This is a genomic window from Enterobacter sp. AG326 (assembly GCF_004362415.1).
Lineage (GTDB): Bacteria > Pseudomonadota > Gammaproteobacteria > Enterobacterales > Enterobacteriaceae > Enterobacter > Enterobacter asburiae.
In genome coordinates this window covers 103653-116391 of record NZ_SNXG01000003.1, presented here as the reverse complement: position 1 = coordinate 116391, position 12739 = coordinate 103653, and the positions used below count along the sequence as shown (strand labels likewise).

Here is a 12739-nt window from a genome sequence, read left to right as displayed (position 1 = left end):
AACAACGCCCTCACCAGTTAAGGTGATGGCAATCAAAAGATTACGGGCTGATGTTTATGTCGTCAGCTATTGCTGGTCCGATTCTGCCAGGTCGTCATGCTCCTGGCCCAAGAGCGATAATTCCAACAATGCATAACGGTGCTCAACGAAGTTGTGTACGTTGTTAGCAACCGCTAATTTGAACAGTGCCGTAGCGCTGTCCATATCCCCCAGACTTAGGTAGTACTTACCTAAATAGAAGTTGGTTTCACTGAGATGCTCAGCGAGCGAGGTGTTATCCGTTGCGTCCGCCTTGAGGCGTTCCATCAGCGTTGCTTCGCTAATGTTGCCCAGGTAGAACTCGACAATGTTCCATCCCCACTGTTCCTTGTCCGATTTATCGAAGCGCTGCTTCAGTGCCTCTTTTGCCTGCTTCTCATCGAGCTTCCGCTCAACGATGTAAAGCCACAGGCTACGGAAAGGATCATTAGGATCGTCTTGATAAAACGCCAGCAGATCATCTTGCGCTAACTTATCACGACCGCCGTAATACAATGCGATACCGCGATTCAAGTGCGCGTAGTTGTAAGTTGGATCAAGCTCAAGTACAGAATCAAACGCTTCATAGGCAGCATCAAAATTGCCTGCCTGCGTTAAATAAATGCCTAAGTAGTTGAATACTTCAGGCATATCAGGTCGGATAGCCAGCGCTTGTGAAAAATCATTTCGCGCCAATGCCCTCAGACCGAGACTATCATACAACACTCCGCGCTCATATAAAAGCTGTGCGCGTTCTTCATCGGTTAAAGCCCGACTGGCAAGTATTTGTTCCATGCGTGCCAGAATCACTTCCTGCTGCAAAGTCGGTTGCAATGGCACTGCGAGGACTTCGCTCTTACGCCAGGCAGAGTTGCTGCATCCTGCCAGCGTTAAAGCTGTCGCAACGAAACACCAGCGCAAAAAAGGCTTCATTTCCCACTCCCGAAGACAACTATTGGATGAACGTCCTGTCCCCCGGCGGCTTAACAAGGCGTCCTGCCTGATAATAGGCCCTCCGCAAAGCGGAGGGCAAATGGCAACTTACTCGCCTTGCTGTTCTGCTGCCTGTGCTTCTGGCGCAGCAGCTGGCTGAGACTGCTCGGTTGCTTCTTTAATGCTCAGACGGATACGGCCCTGGCGATCAACTTCCAGAACTTTCACCGGTACTTCCTGACCCATCTGCAGGTAATCGGTCACTTTCTCAACGCGCTTGTCAGCGATCTGAGAGATGTGAACCAGACCTTCTTTACCGCCACCGATGGCAACGAACGCGCCAAAGTCAACGATACGGGTCACTTTACCTGCGTAGACGCGGCCCACTTCGATCTCTGCCGTGATTTCTTCGATGCGACGGATAGCGAATTTCGCTTTCTCGCCGTCGGTTGCTGCGATCTTCACAGTACCGTCATCTTCGATTTCGATCGTGGTGCCAGTCTCTTCGGTCAGCGCACGGATTACGGAACCGCCCTTACCGATAACATCTTTGATCTTGTCTGGATTGATCTTGATGGTGTGGATACGTGGAGCGAACTGAGAAATGTCGCCACGCGGCGCGTTAATCGCCTGTTCCATCACGCCCAGGATGTGCAGACGCGCACCTTTAGCCTGGTTCAGAGCAACCTGCATGATCTCTTTGGTGATACCTTCAATTTTGATATCCATCTGCAGCGCAGAGATACCTTCGCGGGAACCCGCTACTTTGAAGTCCATATCGCCCAGGTGGTCTTCGTCACCCAGAATGTCAGACAGAACAACGAAGTTGTCGCCTTCTTTCACCAGGCCCATTGCGATACCCGCAACGGCGGCTTTGATTGGCACGCCTGCATCCATCAGCGCCAGAGAGGCACCACACACGGAAGCCATGGAAGAAGAACCGTTGGATTCGGTGATTTCTGACACCACACGTACGGTGTAAGGGAATTTGTCTGCTTCTGGCATCACTGCCAGCACGCCGCGCTTCGCCAGACGACCGTGACCAATTTCACGACGCTTCGGCGAGCCAACCATACCGGTTTCACCTACGGAGTACGGAGGGAAGTTGTAGTGGAACAGGAAGCTGTCAGTGCGCTCGCCCATCAGTTCGTCGATGTTCTGTGCGTCACGTGCGGTACCCAGGGTCGCGGTAACCAGCGCCTGCGTTTCGCCACGGGTGAACAGCGCGGAACCGTGAGTACGTGGCAGAACGCCAGTACGCACATCCAGACCACGGATCATGTCTTTTTCGCGGCCATCGATACGCGGCTCGCCTGCCAGAACGCGGCTACGAACAACGTTTTTCTCGATAGCGTGCAGAATGTCGCTCAGTTCGTTAGCGTCCAGCGCTTCGTCTTCAGCAACCAGCGTCGCGATAGTTTCAGACTTGATCACATCAACCTGAGCGTAACGCTCCTGTTTGTCAGTGATACGGTATGCATCGCTCAGACGAGATTCTGCCAGGGCTGCAACGCGTGTGTTCAGCGCGTCGTTTGCTGCTTCTGGCTGCCAGTCCCAACGTGGTTTACCGGCTTCTTTCACCAGGTCGTTGATGTTCTGGATAACGATCTGCTGCTGGTCGTGGCCAAATACCACAGCGCCCAGCATCTGGTCTTCGCTCAGCAGTTCAGCTTCGGATTCAACCATCAGTACAGCCGCTTCAGTACCCGCAACAACCAGGTCCAGCTTACTTTCTTTCAGCTCTTCCTGGGTTGGGTTCAGCACGTACTGGTCGTTAATGTAGCCAACACGCGCGGCACCGATTGGGCCATTGAATGGAATACCAGACAGTGACAGGGCAGCGGATGCGCCGATCATGGCAACGATGTCCGGGTTAACCTGTGGGTTAACGGAAACAACGGTCGCGATAACCTGTACTTCATTAACGAAGCCTTCCGGGAACAGCGGACGAACCGGGCGGTCAATCAGACGCGCAATCAGGGTTTCGCCTTCGCTTGGGCGGCCTTCACGACGGAAGAAACCACCCGGGATTTTACCGGCAGCGTAGGTACGCTCCTGATAGTTAACGGTCAGCGGGAAGAAGTCCTGACCTGGTTTAGCTTTTTTCTGGCCAACAACGGTAACGAATACCGCAGTGTCATCCATGCTTACCATAACGGCAGCAGTAGCCTGACGTGCCATCATGCCGGTTTCCAGCGTGACGGTATGTTGACCATACTGGAATTTACGAACGATCGGATTCAGCAAAGTTCTGTCCTTTCTTAAATGTTTGACAGCACACCACCGGTGTGCTGTCGATTTAACCCGACCTTCTTCGCATCCTCGCGACTAATGACAACCAACACCCCCATGGGTGAAGCCTCTCATTAGCCGCGCGAACCTCTGCAATGAAGATCATTTATAGCAACAATACAATAGTTTCCAGTGAATTGCTGCCGTCTGGTTGAAAAAAGGGGCCATCAGGCCCCCTTTTCTGAAACTCGCAAGAATTAGCGACGCAGACCCAGACGCTCGATCAGCGCGGTGTAGCGTGCAACATCTTTACGTTTCAGGTAGTCGAGCAGTTTACGACGCTGAGAAACCATACGCAGCAGACCACGACGGCTGTGGTGATCTTTTTTGTGCTCTGCAAAGTGACCCTGCAGGTGGTTAATCTGTGCAGTCAGCAGTGCAACCTGAACTTCGGTAGAACCGCTGTCGTTAGTACCACGACCAAACTCAGAAACGATTTTAGCTTTAGCTTCAACGCTTAGAGACATTTTCAAACTCCAAAGTATAAAGAATGTAAGGATGCCGATCTCTAATTCAGCAATCCCATGTACGCCCCGCAGATTGTTAAACAATTTACCAGGCGTTAAGCGGCGATATTCTACTCGTCTCCCCTGCTTATCGCAAGGTGAGCCGTTATCACCGTCACGCGTCGACCGGATATTCGACGACCAGACGACGCGGCGCAACGCGCCCTTCGCCATCCATTTCGCCCATACCGATGAATTTCCCTTCGTCACCTTCGGTCACGCGTACCAGTCCTTCCAGCGGCGCTTGTGCCGTACGAACCGGGTTGCCGTTCTTAAAGTAAACGGACGATGTTAAAGGAAGATTAACAACCGGGAAGTCTGCTGCCGGACTGTCCATCGGCATCAGCAAGGGATCCAGCAAATCTGCCGGCGCAACCCCCTGCGCTTCCGCCTGTTCTACCAGCTCGCGCAGCTGTTCCAGGGTCACCATCCGCTCCACCGGGTACTTGCTTACCGCCAGACGGCGCAGGTAAATCACATGCGCACCGCAGCCCAGCTTTTCACCGAGGTCGTCGATGATGGTGCGAATATAGGTCCCTTTCGAACAGTGTACTTCCAGCTCCAGCTCATCACCTTCGTGGCGAATAAACAGCAGCTCATACACGGTTATCGGACGGGCTTCACGCGGGACGTCAATGCCCTGGCGCGCATATTCGTAGAGCTTCTTGCCCTGATATTTCAGCGCAGAATACATCGACGGCACCTGCATCGTGTCCCCACGGAAGCTCTCCAGCGCAGCATCAAGCTGTTCCGCGCTGAAGGTCACCGGGCGCTCTTCCACCACCTGGCCATCCGCGTCGGAGGTGTCCGTGCGCTGGCCCAGTTTAGCGATAACGCGGTAACGCTTATCGGAGTCGAGCAGGTACTGGGAAAACTTTGTCGCCTCTCCCAGGCAGACCGGCAGCATGCCGGTTGCCAGCGGATCGAGCGCGCCGGTGTGGCCCGCACGGTTGGCGTTATAAATACGCTTAACTTTTTGCAGCACGTCGTTGCTGGAAGCGCCCTGGGGTTTATCCAGCAGCAGCACACCATGCACGTCGCGACCGCGACGACGAGGACGACTCATCAGTCCTCCTTGCTGTCGTCCGCCGGGTTAACACGACGCTCATCGTCATGTTTCACCACGCTGGTCACCAGGTTGGACATACGCATACCTTCGACCAGCGAGTTGTCGTAGAAGAAGGTCAGTTCAGGCACGATACGCAGGCGCATCGCTTTGCCGAGCAGGGAGCGGATGAAACCAGAGGCTTCCTGCAGCGCTTTAATGCCGTTTTTCACTGCCGCTTCGTCCTGATCGTTCAGGAAGGTGACGAACACTTTTGCATACGCCAGATCGCGGGACATTTCGACACCAGAAACGGTGGTCATCATGCCGACGCGCGGGTCTTTAATTTCACGTTGCAGAATGAGCGCGATCTCTTTCTGCATTTCCTGCGCTACGCGCTGAGGGCGACCAAATTCTTTCGCCATAATAAATTCTCCAGACAAAAAAGGGGCTAAAAGCCCCTTTTAAAATTATTGCCGGGTGGCGCGAGGCGATCCCGGCTTACAATCGGTAATTAAGCGATGGTACGCTGAATTTCGATGATCTCGAACACTTCGATCATATCGCCAACGCGAACGTCGTTGTAGTTCTTCACGCCGATACCACATTCCATGCCGTTACGGACTTCGTTAACGTCATCTTTGAAGCGGCGCAGGGATTCCAGCTCGCCTTCGTAGATAACCACGTTGTCACGCAGTACGCGGATTGGGTTGTGACGCTTGATGTTACCTTCGGTAACCATACAGCCCGCGATCGCACCGAATTTCGGTGATTTGAACACGTCACGTACTTCAGCCAGACCGATGATCTGCTGTTTCAGCTCAGGAGACAGCATGCCGCTCATCGCTGCTTTCACTTCGTCGATCAGGTTATAGATGACGGAGTAGTAGCGCAGATCCAGGCTTTCAGCTTCAATCACTTTACGCGCAGATGCATCCGCACGAACGTTGAAGCCAACCAGGATAGCGTTGGAGGCAGCAGCCAGGGTCGCGTCGGTTTCGGTGATACCACCTACGCCAGAACCGATGATCTTCACTTTCACTTCGTCGGTAGACAGTTTCAGCAAGGAGTCGGAGATCGCTTCCACAGAACCCTGAACGTCAGCTTTCAGAACGATGTTCACTTCGTGAACTTCGCCCTCGGTCATGTTGGCAAACATGTTCTCGAGTTTAGATTTCTGCTGACGAGCCAGTTTAACTTCACGGAATTTGCCCTGACGATACAGTGCCACTTCACGCGCTTTCTTCTCGTCACGCACAACGGTCACTTCGTCACCGGCAGCCGGAACACCGGACAGACCCAGGATTTCCACCGGAATGGACGGACCCGCTTCCAGAACTTCCTGACCCAGTTCGTTACGCATCGCACGAACGCGGCCGTATTCGAAGCCACACAGAACGATGTCGCCCTTGTTCAGGGTACCTTCACGAACCAGAACGGTTGCAACCGGGCCACGACCTTTATCCAGGAAGGATTCGATCACCGCGCCGCTCGCCATACCATTACGGATCGCTTTCAGCTCCAGTACTTCAGCCTGCAGCAGGATCGCGTTCAGCAGGTCGTCGATACCGGTACCCGCTTTAGCAGATACTGGGATGAACTGCGCTTCACCGCCCCACTCTTCCGGCATAACGCCGTACTGAGACAGTTCGTTCTTCACGCGGTCCAGATCGGCTTCTGGCTTATCGATTTTGTTGACTGCAACAACCAGAGGCACCTGCGCCGCTTTCGCGTGCTGGATAGCTTCGATGGTCTGTGGCATCACGCCATCGTCTGCGGCAACAACCAGGACTACGATATCCGTTGCCTGAGCACCACGAGCACGCATTGAGGTAAACGCTGCGTGACCTGGGGTATCCAGGAAGGTGATCATGCCGTTTTCGGTTTCTACGTGGTAAGCACCGATGTGCTGGGTAATACCACCCGCTTCACCAGAGGCGACCTTAGTAGAACGAATGTAGTCAAGCAGAGAGGTTTTACCGTGGTCAACGTGACCCATGATGGTCACAACCGGTGCACGCGGTTCAGCCGCAGCGCCAGTATCACGGTCGCTCATTACTGCTTCTTCCAGCTCGTTTTCACGACGCAGGATAACTTTGTGGCCCATCTCTTCAGCAACCAGCTGTGCGGTTTCCTGATCGATGACCTGGTTGATGGTCGCCATGGCACCCAGCTTCATCATTGCTTTGATGACCTGAGAGCCTTTAACCGCCATCTTGTTCGCCAGTTCGCCAACGGTAATGGTTTCGCCGATCACAACGTCACGGTTAACGGCCTGAGCCGGCTTCTGGAAGCCCTGCTGCAGCGCGGAACCTTTACGCTTGCCGCCTTTACCACCGCGAACAGCCGCGCGTGCTTCTTCACGGTCAGCTTTGGATTCAGCGTGCTTGTTGCCTTTTTTCGCCGGACGCGCTGCTTTTGCATTACGACCACGGCCACGGCCGCCTTCTACTTCACGGTCGTTATCATCTTCAGCCTGACGCGCATGCTGAGAAGTGGTCACGTGATAGTCGCTGGTGTCTTCAGTCGGCTCAACGGTATTCACACCATTCTTCTCGTTTTCTTCTGCCATACGGCGCGCTTCTTCGGCGACGCGGCGAGCTTCTTCTTCCAGCTTACGGCGGGCTTCTTCTTCCGCTTTACGCTTCAGCTCGGCAGCTTCATTTTCACGGCGGGCTTTTTCAGCCTGGGCGGTTTTGGTCATTTCGTCTGTCTGTTGATTGCTCACTTTGTCTTTTTCCGCAGCGTCACGCTTCACTTTATCACTTGCGTCGCGTTTCGCTTTTTCTGCGGCCTCACGTTCAGCTTTTAATTCTGCTTCACGTTTGGCGGCTGCTTCCGCCTCACGCTGAGCTTGTTCTTCCGCTTCACGCTGTGCCTGCTCTTCCGCGGCAAGGCGTTCTGCCTCTTGCGGATCACGTTTTACAAAGGTGCGCGTCTTGCGGACTTCAATTTGCACCGATTTGCTTTTGCCACCGGTACCAGGGATGTTTAACGTGCTGCGCGTTTTGCGCTGCAGCGTTAACTTGTCAGGCGTAGAACCGTGTTCACGGTTCAGGTGCGTTAACAAGGTTTGTTTTTCTTGCGCGGTCACCGAGTCATCAGCGGACTTCGGGATCCCTGCATCAGCAAATTGCTGTACCAGGCGGTCCACGGAGGTCTGAATCTCAGCAGCCAGCGATTTTACAGTTACATCAGTCATGCTGTTCCTTCCTGCTACAGTTTATTACGCTTCGTCGCCGAACCAGCAAATATTACGTGCGGCCATGATGAGCTCGCCGGCTTTCTCGTCGGTTAAACCTTCGATATCAGCCAGGTCATCAACGCCTTGCTCAGCGAGATCTTCCAGCGTACAAACACCACGGGCAGCCAGCTTGAACGCAATCGCACGATCAAGACCTTCCAGATTCAGCAGGTCATCAGCCGGCTTCTTATCGCCAAGGCTTTCTTCCTGAGCCAGTGCCAGGGTGGTCAGTGCGTTTTTAGCGCGTTCACGCAGGGCTTCAACGGTTGGTTCATCCAGACCGTCAATTTCCAGCAGCTCTTTCATTGGCACATAGGCCAGTTCTTCCAGCGTAGAGAAACCTTCTTCAACCAGAACAGTGGCGAAGTCTTCGTCAATATCCAGGTGTTTAGTGAAGGTATCGATCGCCGCATGGGCTTCAGCCTGATGCTTAGCCTGCAGGTCATCAACGGTCATTACGTTGAGTTCCCAGCCGCTCAGCTGTGACGCCAGGCGTACGTTCTGACCGTTACGGCCGATTGCCTGCGCCAGGTTGCCCGCTTCAACAGCGATATCCATGGTGTGTTTGTCTTCGTCAACAACGATAGACGCCACATCAGCTGGAGCCATTGCGTTGATCACGAATTGCGCCGGGTTGTCATCCCACAGAACGATATCAATACGTTCGCCGCCCAGCTCAGTAGAAACTGCCTGGACACGCGCACCGCGCATACCGACGCAAGCACCGACCGGGTCGATACGCTTGTCGTTGGTTTTCACCGCAATTTTCGCACGGGAGCCCGGATCGCGAGCCGCCGCTTTAATCTCGATAACTTCTTCACCGATTTCCGGCACTTCGATACGGAACAGTTCTACCAGCATTTCTGGTTTAGAACGGGTCACGAACAGCTGTGCACCACGCGCTTCAGGACGAACGGCGTACAGAACACCGCGGATACGGTCGCCTGGACGGAAGTTTTCACGCGGCAGCATATCTTCACGCAGGATCACGGCTTCAGCGTTACCCGGCAACCCTTCGGATTTGATCTCCAGGGAGATGTTGTCGCGGTTCACTTTCTTCACCACACCAGTGATGATTTCGCCTTCCTGATCGCGGAACTGATCGACAACCAGCGCGCGCTCGGCTTCGCGAACTTTCTGCACGATAACCTGTTTAGCGGTCTGGGTCGTGATACGGTCGAAGGTAACAGATTCAATCTGATCTTCAACGTACTCACCCACGTTCAGACTTTCGTCTTCAAAACGGGCGGCTTCCAGCGTGATCTCTTTGGTCGGCTGGGTCACTTCTTCAACGATTACCCAACGACGGAATGTATCGAAGTCACCGCTTTTACGATCGATTTCTACGCGAACATCGATCTCTTGTTCGTATTTTTTCTTGGTTGCTGTAGCCAGTGCACTTTCCAGCGCTTCGAAAATCTTCTCACGCGGCAGTGATTTCTCGTTGGAGACGGCTTCAACAACAGCCAAAATTTCTTTGTTCATCGCGGGCTTTTCACCTCAATCCAGACTGTTAAAAGTGGGGAACCAGGTTCGCCTTCTGGATATTACTCAGCGCGAACACTTCATCTTTGCCTTCGACTGTCACCGTGATCATTTCACCATCAACGGCTTTGATAATTCCCTGCCATTTACGGCGGTTCTGTACGGCCATACGCAGAACGAGAGCCACTTCTTCACCGGTAAAGCGCACGTAGTGCTCGGCCGTGAACATCGGGCGATCGAGGCCAGGTGAGGAAACTTCCAGGTTGTACGCAACGGTAATCGGGTCTTCAACATCAAGAACCGCACTCACCTGGTGGCTGACATCAGCACAATCATCAACATTGATGCCATCTTCACTATCAATATAGATGCGCAGCGTCGATGTACGGCCGCGAACGAATTCGATGCCGACCAGTTCGTAGCCCAGTGCTTCGACCGGTGCAGTAATCATCTCTGTTAATTTTTGCTCTAATGTGGACAAGCCCACCCCCAAGACATAAAAAAAGGGCGTAAAGCCCAGTTATTCTGTAGTCAGATAACAAAAAACCCCGATAAATCGGGGCTTTAGATAACTGAACCCTATAGCCACAACTGTGGCCTGGAGCACTTTCCGAAAGAATTTTTTCAAATCCAGCTACGAAGGCTCTAAGTCTTCACAGTATATTTGAAAAAGAACTTTATGGGAAAGTGGTTGCGGGGGCCGGATTTGAACCGACGACCTTCGGGTTATGAGCCCGACGAGCTACCAGGCTGCTCCACCCCGCGCCTGAAACGTGGCAAATTCTACGCGTTTTGGACAGAATTTGCAAATAATGCTGGGATTTGGTACCGAAGACGGGACGTAAAATCGGCGTTTAGTATATTGATAGTTGACCCCACCTGTCAACCCAACTTCCGCCAGATCGATTAGACCAAAATTTTTACAAAAAACGCACGACTCTCTTCCGGTCTTCGCCAAAAGATGATTAAATGAATACTCACTTATTTTGCATAAAAATGCACAAGAGAACGAAAGCGGTCTCTAATCAGTCAATCAAGCAGGGTTTTATTCTATGACGACGATTCTCAAGCATCTTCCGGTTGGACAACGTATTGGCATCGCTTTCTCAGGTGGCCTGGATACCAGCGCTGCACTGCTGTGGATGCGCCAGAAGGGAGCGGTTCCGTACGCCTATACTGCGAACCTGGGTCAGCCGGATGAGGACGACTATGATGCCATTCCTCGTCGCGCTAAAGAGTATGGTGCAGAGAATGCGCGCCTGATTGACTGCCGTAAGCAACTGGTCGCTGAAGGTATCGCGGCTATTCAGTGTGGTGCATTCCATAACACCACCGGCGGCCTGACCTACTTCAACACCACCCCGCTGGGCCGTGCGGTCACCGGCACCATGCTGGTTGCGGCGATGAAAGAAGACGGCGTCAACATCTGGGGTGACGGCAGCACCTATAAAGGTAACGATATTGAACGTTTCTATCGCTATGGCCTGCTGACCAACGCCGAACTGCAGATCTACAAGCCGTGGCTGGATACCGATTTCATCGACGAGCTGGGTGGCCGCCATGAGATGTCCGAGTTTATGATCGCCTGCGGTTTCGACTATAAGATGTCAGTCGAGAAAGCCTATTCCACCGACTCCAACATGCTCGGTGCGACGCACGAAGCGAAAGACCTGGAATTCCTGAACTCCAGCGTGAAGATCGTTAACCCGATCATGGGCGTGAAGTTCTGGGACGAGAACGTCAAAATCCAGGCTGAAGAAGTGACCGTGCGTTTCGAACGCGGCCATCCGGTTGCGCTGAACGGTAAAACCTTCTCTGATGATGTTGAACTGATGCTGGAAGCTAACCGTATTGGCGGTCGTCACGGTCTGGGCATGAGCGATCAGATTGAAAACCGCATCATCGAAGCGAAAAGCCGTGGCATCTATGAAGCCCCGGGAATGGCGCTGTTGCACATCGCTTACGAGCGTCTGCTGACCGGTATTCACAACGAAGATACCATCGAGCAGTATCACTCTCATGGCCGTCAGCTGGGTAAACTGCTGTATCAGGGCCGCTGGTTCGATCCACAGGCGCTGATGCTGCGTGATGCGCTGCAGCGTTGGGTGGCAAGCGCGATCACCGGTGAAGTAACGCTCGAACTGCGTCGCGGTAACGATTACTCCATCCTGAACACCGTGTCTGACAACCTGACCTATAAAGCAGAGCGTCTGACCATGGAGAAAGGTGAATCAGTGTTCTCGCCGGACGATCGTATCGGTCAGCTGACCATGCGTAACCTGGACATCACCGATACCCGCGAGAAGCTATTCAACTATGTTGAGAATGGCCTGCTCTCCGCGAATTCCGGTAACGGTCTGCCGCAGGTTGAAAACCTGGAGCACAGCGATAAGAAGTAATCGCTGATATAACGTGCAAAAGGCGCCCACAGGGCGCCTTTTTTATTTTGATTTTTGTAGGCCCGGTAAGCGCAGCGCCACCGGGCAACATGGCGGGTGGCGCATGCGCTTACCCGCCCTACAAAAGATCGGAGACTCGCAATCTACAGACGAAAAAAAAGACGTCTTTCGACGTCTTTCTTCTGGAATATTGGTACCGAGGATGGGACTCGAACCCACAAGCCCGTTAGGGCACTACCACCTCAAGGTAGCGTGTCTACCAATTCCACCACCTCGGTACAGAATACTTAGTGCGGGATATCGCTGGCTGGCTTAGCCGGTGCAGCTGGCTGAGTCTGCTCAGTTTTCGCTGGCGCGCTCAGGTTTTCCCACTCGCTTCCTTTGCTGGTCTTGTTGCTGTTGATATTGCCAAGCACCAGACTGATGATGAAGAACAGAGTAGCCAGAATCGCCGTTGTGCGGGTCATGAAGTTCGCAGAACCACTTGAACCGAACAGCGTACCGGAAGCGCCTGCTCCGAAGGAGGCTCCCATATCAGCGCCTTTACCTTGCTGCAGCATAATCAGCGCTACGAGAGCGATGGCTACAATAAGGAAAACAACTAAAAGAGCTTCGTACATAATCAACCTGTTCCTTGCGGATTTGCCGCATACCAATGCTTCGACCAATTAGCAGGATTTTTGTTTCCCACTGAAGCGGGTGTGAATACTAACCAAAGCGAATGGCCTTCGCAAGGGCATTTTTGACGCATTGTATCAACTGCGGAAAAAAACAGCAAAAAGCCATTAATTGCTTAAAACAAAGGCGGCAAACGCCG

Annotated in this window: 9 protein-coding genes, 2 tRNA genes and 1 pseudogene; 1 reads left to right on the top strand and 11 read right to left on the bottom strand. The window is 53.1% G+C overall.

Annotated features, from left to right (window positions below; all coding sequences use genetic code 11):
* Positions 1-66 precede the first annotated feature (66 nt).
* The 9 genes and pseudogenes from nlpI to DFO52_RS11885 all read right to left on the bottom strand — a co-directional run bounded on the left by nlpI (position 67) and on the right by DFO52_RS11885 (position 10288).
* Positions 67-951: a lipoprotein NlpI gene (gene nlpI, locus DFO52_RS11925; RefSeq protein ID WP_023309331.1), complete on the bottom strand. Its 885-nt coding sequence runs from the start codon at positions 949-951 to the stop codon at positions 67-69.
* Positions 952-1001: 50 nt separating this feature from the next.
* Positions 1002-3198, bottom strand: a pseudogene (gene pnp, locus DFO52_RS11920) (polyribonucleotide nucleotidyltransferase).
* A gap of 242 nt (positions 3199-3440) precedes the next feature.
* On the bottom strand, positions 3441-3710 hold the full coding sequence (gene rpsO, locus DFO52_RS11915) for a 30S ribosomal protein S15 (RefSeq protein ID WP_003861789.1): 270 nt from the start codon (positions 3708-3710) through the stop codon (positions 3441-3443).
* A 154-nt stretch (positions 3711-3864) separates the two neighbouring features.
* On the bottom strand, positions 3865-4815 hold the full coding sequence (gene truB, locus DFO52_RS11910; protein ID WP_133550438.1) for a tRNA pseudouridine(55) synthase TruB: 951 nt from the start codon (positions 4813-4815) through the stop codon (positions 3865-3867).
* Positions 4815-5219 carry a 30S ribosome-binding factor RbfA gene (rbfA, locus tag DFO52_RS11905; protein ID WP_003024988.1) on the bottom strand — a complete coding sequence of 135 codons (405 nt, stop codon included), beginning with the start codon at positions 5217-5219 and terminating at the stop codon, positions 4815-4817. Before rbfA ends, truB begins: the two co-directional genes overlap by 1 nt.
* Before the next feature lie 89 nt (positions 5220-5308).
* A complete protein-coding gene (gene infB / locus DFO52_RS11900; protein WP_133550437.1) occupies positions 5309-7996 on the bottom strand; it encodes a translation initiation factor IF-2 in 2688 nt (895 codons plus the stop codon).
* A gap of 24 nt (positions 7997-8020) precedes the next feature.
* Positions 8021-9523, bottom strand: coding sequence for a transcription termination factor NusA (gene nusA / locus DFO52_RS11895; RefSeq protein ID WP_133550436.1), 1503 nt, complete (start codon positions 9521-9523; stop codon positions 8021-8023).
* 28 nt (positions 9524-9551) lie between these two features.
* The gene (rimP, locus tag DFO52_RS11890; RefSeq protein ID WP_014833432.1) at positions 9552-10004 is read right to left on the bottom strand and encodes a ribosome maturation factor RimP; all 453 of its coding nucleotides are present in this window, start codon (positions 10002-10004) and stop codon (positions 9552-9554) included.
* A 207-nt stretch (positions 10005-10211) separates the two neighbouring features.
* Positions 10212-10288 (bottom strand) — tRNA-Met (locus DFO52_RS11885).
* 287 nt (positions 10289-10575) lie between these two features.
* Between DFO52_RS11885 and argG the strand changes: the two genes are divergently transcribed.
* Positions 10576-11922 (top strand): argininosuccinate synthase, encoded by a 1347-nt coding sequence (argG, locus tag DFO52_RS11880; protein WP_023309336.1) that lies wholly within the window; start codon positions 10576-10578, stop codon positions 11920-11922.
* A 191-nt stretch (positions 11923-12113) separates the two neighbouring features.
* Here the strand turns inward: argG and DFO52_RS11875 are convergent.
* Both DFO52_RS11875 and secG read right to left on the bottom strand, forming a co-directional pair.
* Positions 12114-12200, bottom strand: a tRNA-Leu gene (locus DFO52_RS11875).
* Positions 12201-12209: 9 nt separating this feature from the next.
* Entirely contained in the window at positions 12210-12542 is a 333-nt protein-coding gene (gene secG, locus DFO52_RS11870; RefSeq protein ID WP_054829684.1) for a preprotein translocase subunit SecG, read from the bottom strand.
* Positions 12543-12739 lie beyond the last annotated feature (197 nt).

Excerpts from the sequence above, each read along its gene's own strand:
- rpsO (WP_003861789.1), bottom strand. The coding sequence starts at position 3,710 with ATGTCTCTAAGCGTTGAAGCTAAAGCTAAAATCGTTTCTGAGTTTGGT.
- secG (WP_054829684.1), bottom strand. The coding sequence starts at position 12,542 with ATGTACGAAGCTCTTTTAGTTGTTTTCCTTATTGTAGCCATCGCTCTC.
- argG (WP_023309336.1), top strand. The coding sequence starts at position 10,576 with ATGACGACGATTCTCAAGCATCTTCCGGTTGGACAACGTATTGGCATC.
- truB (WP_133550438.1), bottom strand. The coding sequence starts at position 4,815 with ATGAGTCGTCCTCGTCGTCGCGGTCGCGACGTGCATGGTGTGCTGCTG.
- rbfA (WP_003024988.1), bottom strand. The coding sequence starts at position 5,219 with ATGGCGAAAGAATTTGGTCGCCCTCAGCGCGTAGCGCAGGAAATGCAG.
- infB (WP_133550437.1), bottom strand. The coding sequence starts at position 7,996 with ATGACTGATGTAACTGTAAAATCGCTGGCTGCTGAGATTCAGACCTCC.
- nlpI (WP_023309331.1), bottom strand. The coding sequence starts at position 951 with ATGAAGCCTTTTTTGCGCTGGTGTTTCGTTGCGACAGCTTTAACGCTG.
- nusA (WP_133550436.1), bottom strand. The coding sequence starts at position 9,523 with ATGAACAAAGAAATTTTGGCTGTTGTTGAAGCCGTCTCCAACGAGAAA.